The organism is Endoryza foliicola, assembly GCF_050589245.1.
Lineage (GTDB): Bacteria > Bacteroidota > Bacteroidia > Chitinophagales > Chitinophagaceae > Endoryza > Endoryza foliicola.
The window spans coordinates 346,944-364,825 of sequence record NZ_JBOBEW010000001.1; the positions used below are offsets into that span (position 1 = coordinate 346,944).

Genomic DNA, 17,882 nt, shown 5'->3' on the forward strand with positions numbered 1-17,882 from the left:
GTACAAAACTAATAAATGTAAGAGGCTTCCCCGCTTCGAATATTCAGTAAATTGCTTTCGTAAGCTCCTCCACATGAATCACATTCTATTTCTAGATATTGAAACGGTTTCACAAGAGGCAAACTATGAACTGCTCTCCCCGGAATGGAAAGAGCTTTGGAATAAAAAAGCAGAAGCGCTGTTGAAAAGCCGAGAAGAAGAAACCGTTCAATCTATTTACAACCGTGCCGGAATCTATGCCGAATTCGGCCGAATCATTTGCATTAGCTGTGGCGTTATTCAAGGTTATGGCGATGAAAAAAAGATTGCCGTGAAATCTTATTTCGGACACGAAGAAGCCCTTCTGCTTCACCAATTCTCTGATATGCTTCGAAAATGGAGCGCCGACGGGAATAAATACGTGTGCGCACACAACGGTAAAGAATTCGACTTCCCTTATCTATGCCGCCGTATGATTATCAACAATGTACCAATTCCATCAATACTTAATACAGCAGGGAAAAAACCTTGGGAAGTAAACCACCTCGACACCATGGAGCTTTGGAAGTTCGGAGATTTCAAAAGCTATACCTCGCTAAATCTTCTGGCACATACTTTAGGCATACCAACGCCCAAAGATGATATCGATGGAAGCATGGTGGGTGATGTTTATTGGAATGAAAAGAACTTGGAAAGAATTGCCATCTACTGCCAAAAGGATGTGGTTACAGCTGCACAAATCTACCTTCGCATTCAAGGAGAATCAATTATTAAACCGGAAAATATCGAATACAAATGAGTACCAGACAAAACTTTTCTAGCGGAGCAAAATGGGAAGATATAGTAGGCTATAGTAGAGCTGTTAAAATTGGCAATCTTATTGAAGTCACTGGAACCGTTGCCGTGGATGATACCGGTGCCACCGTAGGCGTGAACGACGCCTATACACAAACAGCCTTCATTATCAAAAAAATAGAAACGGTATTAAAGAGAGCCGGAGCAGAATTAAAAGATGTAGTTCGTACCCGAATGTTTGTAACCGATATCAGCCGCTGGGAAGAATACGGTCGTGCTCACGGCGAATTCTTCAAAGAAATAAAGCCTTGTACCAGTATGATTGAAGTGAAGGGATTGATTGATAAGGAGTATTTGATAGAGATAGAAGCGACAGCGGTGATTAATTAATAATTAACAATTAATAATTAATAGTTAAACAGCCGGCAGTCAGGCTGATTAAAAAGCGAAATCTAATCTGTGGCAATCTGTAATAATCTGCGCTATCTGTGGTCAACAAAGGAAGATTGCTACAACCTCTCTTTGTGTAACTTTTACCCCTTCTTTAACCTTTGCGAACACCAAGCAGCGAAGCTGCGCATAACTCAAAACTTGATCTAAAGATACAGGATGCTCTTCCTTTTCACAGAGCCAAACAAGCCACTCGTACTAATTCAAAAAATACGCTACTACCTGCGCTAGAATCCCCACAACATACCCTTGCACAATCTCTAATTTAGAATGATCTGAAACTAGAAAGCGAGCAGTACCAACCAAACCTGCAATGAGTATAGCTAATGCGAGATAAAGTCCACTGGCATTATCATCCGTAAAAGAGAATATAATCATGAAAGCGAGTAAGCCACCCATTGCTGTGGTATGCATACTGATCTTACTATTAATGTTTACAATCCAAGCACCACAAACCGCAAAAAAACTGCCCTGCAGAAAGTCAACAAACATTGGTGGGATTTCTTGCTGGCGACTCAACACATACCATCCCCAAAAGTAAAAGATAATAGCAGCCGCATATGGAATGATGCGTTCTTTAACGGTTCGCAAATAGATCGATTCTATGAGCTTCAAACGCCACATTAAGAATACTGCAAATCCGGGAATAAAAGCCGTATTCACAAACACCGATAATAAACGTTGCAGTTTCAATAGAGAGGAGTTTCCGGCAAATGCATAAGGATGTAAATAGATCAAATAAGCCGAAACCAAGGTAGGAATGAACAATGGATGAAACACGTAACTGATCAAATGTCCCAGGAATTTCAACACACCGGTGGCTTGTTGAACGGGTTCTTGTTCTGATGTAACAGGGAGTGTTTGTTCCATGCCGCAAAGATAGCTAATTCAAATCGATGAATTACAACTCCTTTCTCAACCGCGCTACCGGAATATTCAATTGCTCGCGGTATTTGGCAACAGTGCGACGTGCAATATTGTAGCCCTTTTCTTGCAGTAATTCAGTGAGCCGTTCATCGCTTAAAGGCTTGCGTTTACTCTCAGCTTCAATTAAATCGGAGAGAATTTTTTTAACTTCTCGAGTTGAAACCTCTTCACCACTTTCAGTACTCAAGCTTTCGCTAAAGAAAAACTTCAAACGGTAAGTACCGAATTCCGTTTGTACAAACTTGGAATTCGCAACACGGCTAACGGTAGAGATATCTAAGTAGGTTCTTTCTGCGATATCTTTTAAGATCATGGGGCGAAGCGTGGTCTCATCGCCGGTGATAAAAAATTCACGCTGGTATTCCATAATGGTTCCCATTACAGAACTTAATGTTTGTTGGCGCTGTTTGATGGCATCAATGAACCATTTGGCCGCATCAATCTTTTGTTTGATAAACAGAACAGCTTCTTTCTGACGCTTGTCTTTCTTGCTGCCTCTATCGTATTCTTTCAGCATGTCGCGGTAGCCTTCACTGATACGCAAATCAGGTGCATTTCTTGAATTCAGCGTCAGTTCCAGTTTTCCGGCATTATTGAATATGAAGAAGTCGGGAATTACATAACTTTCACCGGAGCTATTTGATTCAACATTCCCGCCTGGCTTTGGGTTCAGTTTAATGATTTGATTGATAACTGCCTTCAAGCCTTCATCATCAATCCCCAACCCACGCTGAATTTTTTCGTAGTGCTTTTTTGTGAACTCATCGAAGTAATGTTCAATTGCTTCAATGGCAATATCAACCTCTTTCCCTTGAACTTTCAAACGCTTTAACTGGAGGAGCAAACATTCTTGCAAATCTCTAGCAGCCACACCGGGAGGGTCAAACTGCTGAATCATTTGAATCATCTTTTCCACTTCTTCTTCCGAAGTATCTACATTTTGACGAAAAGCCAAATCATCCACAATTGCCGAAGTCTCTCTTCTCAAATAACCATCATCGTCGATACTCCCCACAATTTGTTCCGCAATTCTCCGAACTCGATCCTCCATGGTCATCAAACCCAGCTGCTCTAAAAGCAATTCGTGGAAGCTGGTTTCTGTTTTATGGGGAGTTACTTTATTCTCATCAGAGTCTTGGTAATTGTCATCTCTTAACTTATAGTCGGCAATATCATCATCCCCTTCAGAAACGTATTCACTAATATCGATGTTTTCGTATTCGTCCTCGCTGCCATCATTATCAAATTCATCGTCGGCATTTTCGAACTCATCTTTCAAATCATTGTTATATTCGTCTTCGTGAGCATCTTCGGCCAGTTCAAGAGCGGGGTTTTCTTCCATTTCCTCCTTAATCCGTTCTTCCAAAATAGCCGTAGGTACCTGGAGCAGTTTCATGAGCTGAATCTGCTGTGGTGACAGCTTTTGAAGCATTTTTTGATGTAGGCCTTGGCTTAAGGACATGTGTATCAGGGGTTTAGGAGGTTTCTTGTGGCAAATTTCGGTAAAAAATCGCCATTTGCCACAAAAATCAGGCCGTAAATCTAATTATTATATAAATACGGGACATGCAACGTTTTCTTAAAATTCTTGTTGTGCTATTGATAGGATTTTCGACCAAAAGTTTTGGTCAAGTGAAACCCTTGTCCATTCTATATTCCGACAGTGTTCAAACCCTCAGCGGCCACAAAATTTCTTCCTCTATTCTTTTGGCTTCTCCCCGAAAAATAAAAATTTCAGCCTTAAACGGAACTTCAAGCCCTGTGAAACCCAATTTCTACTCCCAAAACCTGGCCTTCTTTTGTCGACAGGAGCTCAAATTTGAGCGTAAAACGGGTATTCCGTTGAGAATCAGACTGGGAAGTGTAGACTATACGGATAAAATGGAAGGCAAACGAAAGTAAGCGTTTCCAAAAAGAGGGCAATTTTGATATTTACCCCTTGGTTTTGTTCATTTACCGATTACAACTTTTAAATACTAAACGCGGATGATAGTTTTACGCTGTCAATTCATAGGCGTCCCTTTAAAGAACAATTAATCGTACCGAATGAAGCAAATCTTTACACTCTTATCCTCGCTGATCACTCGCGCTTTCAATCCTGCACCCAAGCTTGTATTGGTTCCGGTCAAAATTCGACTGAATAAGTTCTAAAACAGCCTCGATTCATTCATTATTTGATCAAGAAACCACACCGATACAGGATGAAATCAACATTAAAGAATATTAAGTCTGCTCATCAGAGCCAACCGATGCGCCTTGCTTACAGGAATGGCGTTCCCTGCAATGAAAACCTTACCCTCGGAAAGACGATCGATATGTTTGAGGTTAATGATGTAAGACCGATGAACTTTAAGAAACGTGTTACTGAGTTTGTTTTCGATATGTTTAAGCGTAGAAAGAACGAGAAAAGTAGCCTTGGGGGTGATCACTTTAATATAATCGTCCACCACCTCAATGAAAAGGATCGCTTCAAAGGAAACTTTTATGAGATTCCCGTCGACTCTGATGAAGATTTCATCGCTGTTCGCCGCCGTGGGCCTTTGTACATCGTACCTTGATAGCTTGTCAATGGCTTCACAGAATCGAGTATAAACAACAGGTTTCTTTAAGAAATCGATCACATTGTACTCGTACGCCTCATGAGCATATTGAGGTTTCGAAGTAAACATAAAAACGTAAGGGGTATACTGAAGCTTGTCGAGAAGTTCGAACCCTGTCATCTCGGGCATTTCAACATCTAAAAACAGAATATCCACCGGTTCTTTGGCAAGAAACGACAAAGCTTCTTTAGGGTCTGCAAAAGCTTGTACAAGTGTGAGCTCTGGATGCTTTTCACAGTAGTGCGTGATAACACCGGAAGAAATAGGGTCATCGTCGATTACAACACAAGTATACATATTACAAATTTATACAGTTTACCAAACGTGCGAGCAATGAAATTGTTTTTTATTCCTGATCTAGTTATCACACTAAAAAATAAATATAAGCACTAACCCTTAATTATCCTTTTATACCGACTGCTGCGAATATTGATTGATGATAGTACTCAAATCAATTTTATGAGCAAACCAATTACAGCAAATCGTCAAAAATTGCGTACAAACAGTCAAAACACCGAAAAATCACAGGTCGTAAAAGCATCGCAAAAGAACTTCAGCGATCCGACTGAATTGTTACAAACACTCCAAAAGGAAAAAGTCACCGCTTCCTTAGCTGCTCAGCGCCTTGAGCAAGTGATCATCAATCTTCAAACCGGTGTATTATTAGAAGATGAATCACGGAAAATAGTAGTGGTGAATCAAACTTTCGTAGACTTATTTAATATACCTGCAGCACTGGATCAATTAATAGGCACGGACTGCACCAATAGTGCCGAGCAATCAAAACATCTGTTCAAAAATCAAGAACAGTTCATTTCTAGAATCGATGAAATTCTTTTCAAAAAAGAAAAAGTAATTGGAGAAACCTTAGAACTGTTGGATGGTCGTGTTTTCGAAAGGAACTATATTCCTATGTTCATTAATAGACAATATAAGGGGCATCTCTGGAAATACACCGACATTACCTCCCGTATTGAACATGAAAAGCAGCTCCGCCAAAGTGAAGAGAAATACAGAAGCATTATTTCCAATATCAATTTAGGCCTTGTAGAAGTTGATTTGGACGAACGCATCAAATATGTAAATCAAAGTTTCTGTGAAATCAGCGGGTACGAAGAGGATCAATTAATTGGCAAGAGCCCTACTCAACTCTTTTTAGAAGACTCGGCTTATGAGGAACTCATGAGAGCAAAAAATGAGAGCCGCCTTAACAAAGTGTCGGATGTATACGAGATCCCGGTGAAAATAAATTCCGGAGAAAAAAGATGGTGGTTAATTAGCGGGGCTCCTTTATACAATGATAAGGGAGAAGTAACCGGATCAATAGGAATTCACTTGGATATTACGCGCCAAAAAAACCTTGAAGAAGACTTAACCAAGGCAAAACTTGAAGCAGAAAAGTCCTCTCGAGCCAAGGAACTTTTCCTCGCCAATATGAGTCATGAAATTAGAACCCCACTAAGTGGTATCTATGGCATGCTACAATTACTACAGGGGACTCCATTGAGTGAAGAGCAGATAACCTATACGAATGCAATAGATAAAGCGATCGATACCCTACAATCCATCATTACCGATATTCTTGACTTTTCAAAAATCAACAACGGCGTACTTCATCTAGAAACCAGCCCTTTCTCTTTGAAAGAGGAGCTAGAAGCCGTTCGCCAACTAATGTCGCCAAAAGCTGCCGTTAATGGCGTAAAAATTGACCTCAAATTTGACGATAAGCTAAGCGAGGTATATACCGGAGACGCGCATAGAATCAATCAAATCATCACCAACTTAGTCGGAAATTCCATAAAATTCACCACAATTGGAAGTATTTCCATCAACGCTTTCTGTAAGAAAAAAACAAGGAATAAAGACCTCGTATTAATTGAAGTAGTTGACACAGGTATTGGCATTCATGAAACCTTTTTGCCTCGAATTTTTGATGCTTTCACACAAGAGCAAGACGGAAAGTCAAAGTCTTTTGGAGGTACTGGTTTAGGCATGAGCATCACCAAGCATCTGGTAACCTTAATGGATGGAAGCATTGTTGTGAAAAGCAAAAAAGGTGCAGGCACAAGCGTATTGGTTGAACTCCCTCTGTTAAAAACAATTACAGACCACAGTCAAGTAGCCTATTACACAGAAGAATACCCCCTGAAAGGTAAAGAGATCATAGTAGCGGAAGATAATGACATCAATGCTACAGTAATCAGAAGTATACTTAGCAAGGCGGGAGCTCAGGTAGAAATGGTTCAAAACGGACTCGACTTGATCAATGCACTTACAACTAAGAGCTTTGACTTGGTGATCTCTGATATCCAAATGCCTATTATGAGTGGAATTGAAGCGGTAAAATTGATCAGAGAACGATTCGGATGCAAGTTGAGAGTAATTGCGCTCACTGCCAATGCGCTCACTGAAGAAAAAGAAAACTGCCTGAAATCAGGATTCAATGCCGTAGTATTCAAGCCCTTCAAAAAAGATCAATTGTTAGAAGCTTGTTTGGTTCACTTGAGTGGCCCACTTGAAAAAGAAGCGGAATACCCTACAACACTCAAGGGCACACTTTACAATTTGGAAACACTCGCTGAGATGCTGGATTTCAATCAAGAACAATTGCGCAAATTGGTAATTGAATTTTGTACAGAAACACCCACAAGGCTTATTCAACTTAAAAAAGCATTGTCTAATGGCGACTCAGAAGAAGCCAAGAGAATTGTTCATTACCTCACTTCTTCTATTCATCACTTTTGTATTGAAAGTTTGTTCAAAATTGTAGACCGCTGGAACAAAAACACACTACGTAGCATTAATGCAAAAAACAAGGCAGACCTGGAATTTTTGATTGAAGAATTGTATCTGGTAGTGGCTGAACTGCAACAAGAATTTCAACTGGAATTGTCTGCCACGTAAAACATTGAATATTAACACATTTGGCATCCTAAGTGCAAACGTGTAGCAATAGAAGACCCTAAAAGGCGTTAAACCTTGGTACCGCTTTTATTTTACATTGATTAATACCCTTTTATGGCGATTAATAAAGACTTGCGTTTGTTCCTTGTAGACGATGATATTTTTTGCCTGAACTTGTACCAACAATTTCTTACGAAATTGGGTGCCGAGAACATTTCCTGCTATACAGGAGGAAAAGATTGCATCGACCATTTAATAGAACGCCCACACATCATTTTCCTCGATTACAATATGGATGAAATGAATGGTTTGGATGTATTACAAGCCATCAAAGCATTCGACAAGGACATTGCCGTTGTTTTCATCTCCGGACAAGAGCAAGTAGACATCGCCGTAAACGCCTTAAAACATGGGGCTTTCGACTATATTGTAAAATCAAAAATTACTCCTGAGCTGTTGAGTGATACAATCAATAGAATTACTGCCACGCTAAATATTGAAGTAAAGCCAGCAAAAAAATCATTTCTTGGTAAATTGGGTTTAGCTCGCTCATAAACATATTTACATTGCTTTAGGATTATATTCTCCTTTCAAATGCGATAAATCGGCTCAGTACAGTATTTTTGCGGAAACCTCGAACAGATATGTCGAACCGCACCGATATCAGCAGCATGGGTGAATTTGGATTGATCCAACATCTTACTAAAAACATAGAAATTCAAAACGCCTCTACTATTTTAGGAGTGGGAGACGACGCAGCCGTGATTGATCATTATGGTAAACAAACCGTTATCACAACCGATCTTTTAATCGAAGGCGTGCATTTCGATCTAGCCTATACCCCACTCAAACACTTAGGATATAAAAGCGTGGTAGTAAACGTAAGTGACATCTACGCTATGAACGCCACCCCTACTCAAATCACCTTGTCTATTGGTATCAGCAATCGATTTAGTGTTGAAGCCCTTGACGAATTCTACGATGGAGTTTATGCTGCATGCGAAGAATACAATGTTGATTTAATTGGTGGCGACACAAGTACTTCGCAAAAAGGGTTTATCATTTCTGTTACCGCTATTGGCGAGGTGAGCCCCGATCAATATGTTACTCGAAGCGGCGCTAAAAAAGGCGACCTTCTATGTGTAAGTGGGGATCTCGGTGGAGCCTATATTGGATTGCTTTTCCTTGAAAGAGAGAAAAGAATTTATTTGGAAAACCCTAAGGTTCAGCCCGATTTAGAGGGAGAGAGTTATGTAATTGGTAGACTGCTAAAACCGGAAGCAAGAAAAGATATCGTAGCCTTCTTTGAAGACAAAGAAATAAAGCCGACTGCGATGATGGATGTGAGCGATGGATTAAGTTCTGAGATCCTTCACATATGTGAAAAAAGCGGTTTAGGATGCGTGTTATACGAAGAAAAAATACCTGTATCAGAAGCTTCTAAAGCCGCTGCCTATAAGTTTGAAATAGACCCCACAGCCTGCGCATTAAGTGGAGGCGAAGATTATGAATTGGTTTTCACCATTCCACAATCTGAATATGAAAAGCTCGTTCTAAATGAGCAGATCAGTGTTATTGGTTACATGACAGAAGCATCGGAAGGTGCCCACATTATTACCAAGGGCGGTAACAAACACGCTATCACTGCACAAGGCTGGAATGCTTTCAAGAAATAACCTGCTTTTTTAATGAGCTTGAATCGTGCTTTTTGGATAGGTATTGGCATATTGTTGCTGCAGTCTTGCAGCAGCAGTAAAATGCTGCCCTATGCCCCCACCAATAAAATTGCACCCGAAAAACTAGAAAAAGATTTCAAAGTATTTCGAGGTGTTTTAGAAAATTTTCATCCCAGCATTTATTGGTTTACTCCAAAAGATAGCATGGATTACTATTTCAACGAAGCACATGCTAAACTTAAAGATTCGTTAACAGAAGTAGAATTCAAAAAGATACTTACCTATGTAATTGAAAAACTTCATTGTGGCCATACGGCTATTCGTTATTCAAACAATTACAGCAATTATCTCGACACAGCCAATATACCTGTATTTCCTTTCAGCATTAAAGCATGGGGCGACAGCTTGGTGGTTTTGAACAATCTACATCGTTCAGATAAATACATCAAAAGAGGAACCATTATTACAGCCATTGATGGCAAATCATCGAAGCAATTGATCGATACATTCTTCCATTATTTGGTAACGGATGGCGCAGCGTTAAATGGAAAATACCAACAATTGAGCTCTAGAGGGAACTTCGGCTCCTTATATAAACAAGTATATGGATTGAAACCAAGCTTCTCGGTTCAATATTTGGACGCAAACAAAGTAGAACACCGCGTTGAAGTTCCTTGGTATGATCCGAAACTGGATACCGGCGTTGCACAGAACAGAAGACCGCCTGCAGGCGCGGGACAAAGAAACCTCCCGCCATTAAACGGAATAAGAAACCTTCAAATTGACACCAGCCTGAAAACCGGTTATCTTACCATTAACAGTTTTGCAAAAGGCAATAGCCTTCGTTCCTTCTTTAAAGAATCATTCAAAGTACTAGATGAAAGAGGCATACAAGACCTCGTGATTGACGTTCGATCAAATGGAGGTGGCGATGCGGGGCTTTCAACATTGCTTACTCAGTATATAATAGATAAGCCGTTCAAAATCGCCGACACTTTATATGCTGTGGCTAGAAATGGTGAATACAGTAAACATATCAGAAGGTTTTTTTGGTATCGCTTGGGTTTGCTTCTTATCACACACAAAGCTTCAGACGGAAAATATCATTTCGGATTTTTTGAACGTCATGTTTATCATCCTAAAACAAAACATCACTTCAAAGGCAATATTTATATTCTAATTGGAGGAAATTCTTTCTCTGCTACTACTATTTTCGCGAGAAAGGTTCAAGGCCAATCTAATATTACATTGATAGGGGAAACCACAGGCGGTGGTGCGTATGGAAACAGCGCTTGGATGATCCCGGATGTTAAACTCCCCAACTCCAAACTGTATTTTCGACTTCCGCTATTTCATTTAGTAATGGACAGTGATCCAAAATTATTAGGACAAGGTGTTGTACCCGATATCAGCGTACCCTTCAATAGCTCTCAAATGCATCAAGCAGGTGATCCGAGAGTGAATGCTGTAAGGAATTTGATATTGTCGAAGAGAAACAAGTTGAATTAAGGATTTAGGCTTTAGAGTATTAGGCACTACTCTCAGAGTTTCTTTTTCTAATGCCCTGATTATTGATTAATTTGCTGTTCATATCATTCTCACCAAACACACCATGTCTTCTCTCAAAATAACATTACTACAATCCAATTTGGTTTGGGAAAACAAGGACGCAAATCTTGCTCATTTTGAACAATTGATTTCTGAACTAAAAGAACAGGCTGAAATTGTGGTACTCCCGGAGATGTTTTCCACCGGGTTTAGCATGAAGCCTAAACTACTGGCCGAGAAAATGGACGGACCCACTGTTAACTGGATGAGAAAAATGGCCGCTGGCAAACGCATTGTACTTACCGGCAGTGTCATTATCGAAGAAGAGGGGAACTATTACAATCGCTTGCTTTGGGTACTGCCTAATGGACAAATAGGGCAGTACGACAAACGACATCTTTTTGCATATGCCAATGAAGACCAACATTACAGTCGCGGAGATAAACGCCTCATTGCTTCTGTTAAAGGATGGAAAATTCTTCTTTTAGTATGTTACGATTTGCGCTTCCCTGTATGGAGTCGTCAACAAGCAGTAGAAGATGAAGCTGCTGAATACGACTTAATCATTTATGTAGCCAATTGGCCGGAGCGTAGAAACCATGCTTGGAAAACACTGCTGCAAGCAAGAGCCATCGAAAATCAATGTTACGTGGTAGGTGTAAATCGAGTTGGATTAGACGGAAACAACATTGCGCATAGTGGCGATAGCATGGTGGTAGACCCACTCGGTGAAGTATTGTATACAAAAGCTCAAGAAGAATTTGTTCAAACTATAACCATCACAAAAGAGCATCTTGCAAGCATTCGAGAAAAACTTCCCTTTCTGAAAGATGCAGATGATTTTAATATTCTACTTTAAGTAAAGATTGCCATGCCAACAGCTTATCTAAACGGACCTATTTTCGATGGACTAACCCTTCATCACAACAAAGCACTATTAATAGCCGACGATGAAACTTTTGTTGGTATTGTTTCAGATGATGAAGTACCCGAAGAATACTCGATTGTTGATTTGAATGGACAATATATTAGTCCTGGATTAATTGACATTCAAATCTATGGCGGCAATGGTAAAATGTTCAGCGATGAGCCAACCGTTGAAACCATTGAACATACTTACGAATATTGCAAAGCCGGCGGAGCCACTCATTTCTTGATTACATTAGCAACGAATGATGTGAAAATATTTTATGAAGGTTTTAAAGCGGTACATGCATATTGGCAGAAAGGCGGAAAAGGCTTATTGGGTCTTCACTTAGAAGGTCCTTACTTAAATCCGGCTAAAAGAGGTGCGCACATTCTGGAATACATCAAGAAACCAACCATTGAAGAAGTGTTATCGCTATTGGAAGCAGGTGGTAAGGCTTTTCGAATGATGACATTGGCGCCTGAATGCTTCGACTTTACCATCGTTGAATTACTTCAAAAAAACGGAGTATTGGTTTCACTAGGGCACAGCAATGCCAGCTATGAAGAAGCAACACAAGCATTTAATAATGGAATTCCTGTTGGAACGCATTTGTTCAATGCAATGTCTGGCTTACAACACAGAGCACCGGGTGTAGTTGGTGCCTTATTCGATCACCCAACAGTCAAGTGCAGCTTAGTATGCGATGGAATCCATGTTGATTTCGCTGCGGCGCGTGTTGCTAAAAAGATAATGGGCGATCGCTTGTTTTATATTACCGATGCAGTAACACATGCCGAGGAAGGCAGTTACAAACACTTATTCAAAGGTGATCATTATGCCCTACCCGATGGCACTTTATCAGGATCAGCATTAACGATGTTACAATCAGTAGAAAACGGAATCAAACACTTGAATATATCCATCGAAGAGAGTCTTCGAATGGCTACCAGCTATCCGGCTTCATTGTTTAACAAAGCGGGCTTGGGACGTTTCGAAAAAGGAGTAAAGTCGGAACTAGTGAAATTTGACCTATCTGCTTGATTTACAACTACTCATCAGTATATTAAAACTAAGCTAAAAAAGCCATTGCAGGCGTCCCTTGCTTGCAAATACAAGGTTCATTTGCTATTTTGTTGCAAACTTTGCAAGTATGGGTTTGGATGTGCGCCTATTTGATTTAAGACCGCTAAAGAAATACTTCTACTATTATGTAGGTGCTGCGGTTTTTTTCGGCGGCTTGGTGGCGTATGTGTTTTATAGTAAGAATAATCCGATTGGTTACGTGCCACGTCAGTTCTTAGACAATACCAATATGATCATCATCCTTTTTGCGGCCACTTTTCTTTATTCAAGATTCAGCAAAAAGGAACTCGAAAAAATTATTCAAACCAAAGACGACTCCAAGAAGTTCGAAGCTTATATTAGTTATTCGAAAAAACGAACGATTTGGAATTTATTCTCTCTCTTAGTGACTGCGGCTCTATTTTTAGCAACCTACAGTAAAGTATTTCTCATCATTTTTATTTTACAATTATCGTTGAGTATTTTCTTATATCCTCGCAAGTCATTTATTCTCCAAGAACTGAAAGAACGCGACCTGGAATTCACCAGTTAGTGCAATCACACACCTAGCTAAGATAGGCTAGAAAACCCGTATATTTGAGAGTTAATATCTCACAATGACGGATATTCTAACCGAATTTGAGTCAAGACAGACACTCAAGCCACCAGCTACACTTGCGGTAACCAAAGTAGCTTATACATTAATAGGTATTGTAATCATTCTATCTTATTACGCCTTCTTTATTGACCCGTTATATCGAGAAAACATGAAAACCTTTTCTTGGTATCACATTGCACTACTAATTGATTGTTCGCAATTAGTATGGCTAGTTTTTTTATTCTTTAACAAAGCCACTGGACTCGTTGCCGCTATACTTTGTCAAGCTCATATTTTTGGCGTTCAGGTACTCAACCCCTTTTTAAATCATGGATACCAAGGCAATTCAGCAGCTCTATTCTATGTAATAGTTGTTCTTTGTTTAAATGTAACTGCTATTACTTTTGGGCTGAATAAGAAAAACTGGATTTTTTTAAAAATAACTGATATTACAAGGTACAAAGTAATGATACTAGCAGTGTGCTCCTTTGTAACAGGCTTATTTATAAAATTAATAATGGGTTAGTAATGGCATTATTCTTCATATTCATACTTCTTTGTTTGGCAATTGGGTTTTTGGCCACCATTGTCTTTGGTATGTTTTTTCTACTAGTGATTGCATTGCTTACAACCAGCGGTATACTTGCAACTTCCGTTCTAGTGGGGCTTTATAAAAACTCTTTGAAATCAGGATTCAATACCGCACTCTTACTGGCAGTATTAGCATCTGCTATTTCAATTTGCAGTGGCGTAGGCTTTCTATTGGCTTGGTTTTATCATAGTAGTACGATGGAGTCTATTTTAATTGGTGCAGGAGTAGGACTAATCATTGGACTTCCTGCATATTATATCATCAAGCAACTAATTCGAATTGTACTAAACCTATTTGATATCAAGTATTGATGACAGCCACTGAACAATATATTAACTCGTGTAATAAAAAGGGATACTGTTTTCTACCTGAACTATTCTCAGATATTGATTTGAATTCAATTAGTACTTTAATTGAAGATCATTTTATCAATAAGCAAACTAAGGAATACTCAATCCGGAATTTGTTCCAAGAAATACCAAATCTCAAGAGTTTAGTTCTCACCCCTTCCATTGTTTCATTAGTATCGAAGTTTTTCTCTACGCCTGCATTTGTTACAAAAGCCTTGTATTTTAATAAGAACACAGCAGAGAACTGGTATGTGCCTTTTCATCAAGACATATCAATTCATGTGAACGAAAAAATAGATACAGAAGGGTATGGCATGTGGACCCTCAAAGAAGGCTTAGTTGGAGTTGTACCACCAGTACATATTCTGGAGAACACAGTAACGCTCCGCATTCATTTAGATGATACCGACGAAAGAAATGGAGCACTAAAAGTAATTGAAGGCAGTCACTTGGAAGGAATTAGAAAATCTGAAAGCTTAAAGGCGGCTTTTGATACAGCCGCAGTGTGTTGTTTGAAAAAAGGAGACGCCATGTTGATGAAGCCTTTGCTATTTCATGCATCGTCAAAAAACAATTCGGGAAAGCCCCGAAGGGTAATTCATATTGAGTTTAACAATCTACCACTGAACGGATCATTGGAGTGGGCGGAGAAAACCCCGGTAACTAATTGATATGGAAATCAGCAGAAGACTAGTAGGAGTTAGTTTGTTTAGCACCTTTATCATCCTGATCGGAGCCGGTCATGGCATATTCACGCTCGGACTTTTGGGATTGTTTTTGCCTGTATTGATTTTTGATACCGCCGAGTTTCCACTATTGATTTCGAGCATTCTTTCATTATTATGCACCATTCTTTTCATTCTAAGCCTAATTAATGAAGAGCGAAGAAATCGCCTATACTGGTGGGCTATTAGTACGGGAATCGTTCAATTGGTATTTTGGGCTGTACTATCTTTCAATGATCACTATATCCATTTAGCTTGGCTTAGCGCTCTACCTTTCCTACTATGTATTTTATACTCCCTCTTTCGATCAAAAATTCATCGATGGATTCAAGAGCTGAGATCGTAAGAAAGAAGTAGTGTGAAAACAAATCATAAAAGCATCTTAGAAATATGAAAAAGCGTTACCTTATTCTTTTGCTTCTTCTATCGAACATGGCAATCAGCCAAACGCCAAAACTACGCAATACAATTGGGGATGGGTTTTGCAATGATTTCACTAGAAAACTCAGGGAGATGCCAAGAAATGTTCTGTTTGGAGTTCACATCCAAAACAATAAAATTTATTTCTCATTCGGCAATCTTGAATGGTTTAAAAAGGTCTTCTCTGAAGCCAGTGATGGCGTTGCAATAGACATCGTTCGGAAGTCTCAATTTGATTGCGATGCATCCATTCCGTCTGAAATACCGAAAGGCGCCATTTCTTCAGTACTACGTCGAGACGAATTGTTATCAAGAAACGAAGGAGGGCCTTCGGAACTGCTTGTTGAAATGGGAACTGTTCCTCAAAATATCAGAGAAAATCAAATAGAAGGAAATGTGTGTTTTTTAAAAGGTAATAATATTTGCTATTATACTAATCTTATTGATATCCCAAGATCCAACCTAGACTTGCTCCCAATGGGTTTCTATACCCTAAAAAAAACAGACTTTGATAGTAATAGCAACGAAGATGGACCGCAGAAAACCTATTCCACTATTAAGAAGTACACACTTTATTTTGACGCTTCAAAAGCCAATATCAAAAACGAAGATAAAACTGCACTTGCTGCAATTCTCAACGACAACAAAGACAATATTGCCTTCATCAGCATAGAAGCTTACAGCTCGGTCGACGGCTCAAAAGCGGCCAACCAAGCCGTGCAAAGACAACGTAAAGACGCTGTTGTCAGTCTTTTGAAATCGTATTTACCCAGACTACCCGACACTTCAGTAGTAGAAGCAGAAGATTGGAATGGATTTCGGTCTGCCTTAAATCTTTCAAGTGCAACCGATTTAATTAACAAAACAAATAAAGAAGTTAAAGATGATCTGGCTGCCTATGCTATAGAGGAAGACCTAGAGAATATTCTTAAAAATGGCAGAAGAGTAGATGTTCGCTTCTACTTGAGAGACAAAACAACATACGACAAGCTCCAAAGCGACTCGTTGGTTAGAATTTATCGAAAAGCCATACTTGACAGCAACTTGTTGCTGGCTAGATCAAGCTTAGAGGCTATCTACTATCGGATAGAAGATGGTTTATTGAATCCTGACGAGATCGACAGCATCGCTGTTCCTAAAACTAAGTTCTATTCTCCCTTATTATCAGATAAGGCCATCCTGAAACTAAGAACGCAATATGCCGGCGAATTAGAAACATTGAACGAGTTAAAAATAGCACGCAGCTTGTCGCCCAACGACACTATTATAAACTACAATTATCATTCCCTGGCCATTAAAGTGCAAGATTTGATAGAGTTTGATGACAGTAGCGCCACTCTCGCAAAATCACTCGACAGTTTTAGTTTAATGAAGAAAGAAAAAATCTCTACGCAGCGAATGAAAATAAATTATAACATTCTGCTAGCTCGGTTTTATAGAATCAATGGAAAATATGATTTACAAGATTCGATTGTTAACTTAATCAGAAGCTACTACCTCAAATATAAATGGAACGAAAATGACATTTACTCACTAGCGAAATTCTATGTGATGTATGAAAACAATTCTTTCGCCAATGAGATCATTGAACCGGCTATCAGAGAAAAAAGAGCTTCAGAAAATCTAATTTTTTACAAAATAAATATTGACTTCTTTACTCCTTCATCTTATGAAACAGCCTTTTTCAAGGACTTGTGCAAAGAAGCCATTCGTTTGAATCGAGAACGGTTTTGTAAATTGTTCAACAGCTCTAATAAAGGAGGTGCCAGCTTTCAACTACTGGATGAAGAAGTACTTCGACTTTTTTATTGTTCTAACTGTACATTGAAAAAGTCTTAATACACTTTCAAACATCAAAGTTTCTTTGTCATTTACAACAAAATCAATAACTAAATCAATTTAGGAATTCATTTCTTTAGAATTTTGATTTTAATGACAAACGAGTCTCTTACCGGAAATATTATTGGCGCTTGTATGGAAGTCCATTCCTCGCTTGGAAGATATTTTCCCGAGTACAGTTATCAGCGCGCACTTGCAATTGAGTTGGAATTGAGAAATATTAAATTTGAAAGAGAAGCTGAAATTGACCAGTTCTATAAAAGCCGAAGTATTGGAAAAAGAAAGGTAGACTTCCTAATAGAGGGGGTGATTCCTCTAGAAATTAAAGCGGTACCTCAACTAGAATCGAACCATCTCGCCCAAGCGATAAACTATATTGAATCGGGCAACAACGAATTTGGATTATTAATAAACTTCGGAGCCAAGAGTCTTGAGTTCAAGAGAGTATATAATAATAAGCTAACTAGGATGTAAAGGATTCGTATGATTAGCTTGATTTTATTTCAG

Annotated in this window: 19 protein-coding genes; 16 read left to right on the forward strand and 3 right to left on the reverse strand. The window is 39.2% G+C overall.

The genetic code is table 11. The annotated features are described in order from the left end of the window. Positions 1-73: 73 nt before the first annotated feature. Both ACQ2HE_RS01460 and ACQ2HE_RS01465 read left to right on the forward strand, forming a co-directional pair. Complete coding sequence (locus ACQ2HE_RS01460) at positions 74-778, forward strand: 3'-5' exonuclease (RefSeq protein WP_430895245.1); 705 nt, start codon at positions 74-76, stop codon at positions 776-778. Next, positions 775-1,164 (forward strand): RidA family protein, encoded by a 390-nt coding sequence (locus tag ACQ2HE_RS01465; protein WP_430895243.1) that lies wholly within the window; start codon positions 775-777, stop codon positions 1,162-1,164. Before ACQ2HE_RS01460 ends, ACQ2HE_RS01465 begins: the two co-directional genes overlap by 4 nt. A 258-nt stretch (positions 1,165-1,422) precedes the next feature. Here ACQ2HE_RS01465 and ACQ2HE_RS01470 read toward each other — a convergent pair whose 3' ends face one another. Beyond that, positions 1,423-2,094 carry a hypothetical protein gene (locus tag ACQ2HE_RS01470; protein ID WP_430895241.1) on the reverse strand — a complete coding sequence of 224 codons (672 nt, stop codon included), beginning with the start codon at positions 2,092-2,094 and terminating at the stop codon, positions 1,423-1,425. Positions 2,095-2,125: 31 nt separating this feature from the next. Next, the gene (gene rpoN / locus ACQ2HE_RS01475) at positions 2,126-3,613 is read right to left on the reverse strand and encodes an RNA polymerase factor sigma-54 (protein WP_472846341.1); all 1,488 of its coding nucleotides are present in this window, start codon (positions 3,611-3,613) and stop codon (positions 2,126-2,128) included. Positions 3,614-3,717: 104 nt separating this feature from the next. Between rpoN and ACQ2HE_RS01480 the strand changes: the two genes are divergently transcribed. After that, a complete protein-coding gene (locus ACQ2HE_RS01480) occupies positions 3,718-4,053 on the forward strand; it encodes a hypothetical protein (RefSeq protein ID WP_430895238.1) in 336 nt (111 codons plus the stop codon). Between the two features lie 311 nt (positions 4,054-4,364). On the opposite strand, the gene ACQ2HE_RS01485 is transcribed toward ACQ2HE_RS01480, so the two are convergent. Then, on the reverse strand, positions 4,365-5,048 hold the full coding sequence (locus tag ACQ2HE_RS01485) for a LytR/AlgR family response regulator transcription factor (RefSeq protein WP_430895237.1): 684 nt from the start codon (positions 5,046-5,048) through the stop codon (positions 4,365-4,367). A 162-nt stretch (positions 5,049-5,210) separates the two neighbouring features. On the opposite strand from ACQ2HE_RS01485, the gene ACQ2HE_RS01490 reads away from it, so the two are divergent. The 13 genes from ACQ2HE_RS01490 to ACQ2HE_RS01550 all read left to right on the forward strand — a co-directional run bounded on the left by ACQ2HE_RS01490 (position 5,211) and on the right by ACQ2HE_RS01550 (position 17,849). After that, a complete protein-coding gene (locus ACQ2HE_RS01490; RefSeq protein WP_430895236.1) occupies positions 5,211-7,655 on the forward strand; it encodes a PAS domain S-box protein in 2,445 nt (814 codons plus the stop codon). Between the two features lie 114 nt (positions 7,656-7,769). Next, the gene (locus ACQ2HE_RS01495; protein WP_430895234.1) at positions 7,770-8,210 is read left to right on the forward strand and encodes a response regulator; all 441 of its coding nucleotides are present in this window, start codon (positions 7,770-7,772) and stop codon (positions 8,208-8,210) included. Positions 8,211-8,299: 89 nt separating this feature from the next. Then, the gene (gene thiL / locus ACQ2HE_RS01500) at positions 8,300-9,331 is read left to right on the forward strand and encodes a thiamine-phosphate kinase (protein WP_430895232.1); all 1,032 of its coding nucleotides are present in this window, start codon (positions 8,300-8,302) and stop codon (positions 9,329-9,331) included. A 12-nt stretch (positions 9,332-9,343) separates the two neighbouring features. Then, positions 9,344-10,840, forward strand: coding sequence for a S41 family peptidase (locus ACQ2HE_RS01505; RefSeq protein ID WP_430895230.1), 1,497 nt, complete (start codon positions 9,344-9,346; stop codon positions 10,838-10,840). 103 nt (positions 10,841-10,943) lie between these two features. Further along, entirely contained in the window at positions 10,944-11,738 is a 795-nt protein-coding gene (locus ACQ2HE_RS01510; RefSeq protein WP_430895228.1) for an amidohydrolase, read from the forward strand. Between the two features lie 12 nt (positions 11,739-11,750). Next, positions 11,751-12,830: an N-acetylglucosamine-6-phosphate deacetylase gene (nagA, locus tag ACQ2HE_RS01515; protein ID WP_430895226.1), complete on the forward strand. Its 1,080-nt coding sequence runs from the start codon at positions 11,751-11,753 to the stop codon at positions 12,828-12,830. Between the two features lie 109 nt (positions 12,831-12,939). Continuing rightward, complete coding sequence (locus tag ACQ2HE_RS01520) at positions 12,940-13,404, forward strand: hypothetical protein (RefSeq protein WP_430895224.1); 465 nt, start codon at positions 12,940-12,942, stop codon at positions 13,402-13,404. Between the two features lie 64 nt (positions 13,405-13,468). After that, complete coding sequence (locus ACQ2HE_RS01525; RefSeq protein ID WP_430895222.1) at positions 13,469-13,975, forward strand: hypothetical protein; 507 nt, start codon at positions 13,469-13,471, stop codon at positions 13,973-13,975. 2 nt (positions 13,976-13,977) lie between these two features. Next, positions 13,978-14,352: a hypothetical protein gene (locus tag ACQ2HE_RS01530; RefSeq protein ID WP_430895220.1), complete on the forward strand. Its 375-nt coding sequence runs from the start codon at positions 13,978-13,980 to the stop codon at positions 14,350-14,352. Beyond that, positions 14,352-15,062: a phytanoyl-CoA dioxygenase family protein gene (locus tag ACQ2HE_RS01535; RefSeq protein WP_430895218.1), complete on the forward strand. Its 711-nt coding sequence runs from the start codon at positions 14,352-14,354 to the stop codon at positions 15,060-15,062. The genes ACQ2HE_RS01530 and ACQ2HE_RS01535 overlap by 1 nt, the downstream gene beginning before the upstream one ends. A 1-nt stretch (position 15,063) precedes the next feature. Continuing rightward, positions 15,064-15,462, forward strand: coding sequence for a hypothetical protein (locus tag ACQ2HE_RS01540; protein WP_430895216.1), 399 nt, complete (start codon positions 15,064-15,066; stop codon positions 15,460-15,462). Positions 15,463-15,629: 167 nt separating this feature from the next. Beyond that, a complete protein-coding gene (locus ACQ2HE_RS01545; protein ID WP_430895214.1) occupies positions 15,630-17,375 on the forward strand; it encodes an OmpA family protein in 1,746 nt (581 codons plus the stop codon). A 93-nt stretch (positions 17,376-17,468) separates the two neighbouring features. Next, a complete protein-coding gene (locus tag ACQ2HE_RS01550) occupies positions 17,469-17,849 on the forward strand; it encodes a GxxExxY protein (protein WP_430895212.1) in 381 nt (126 codons plus the stop codon). The last annotated feature ends 33 nt before the right edge of the window (positions 17,850-17,882 follow it).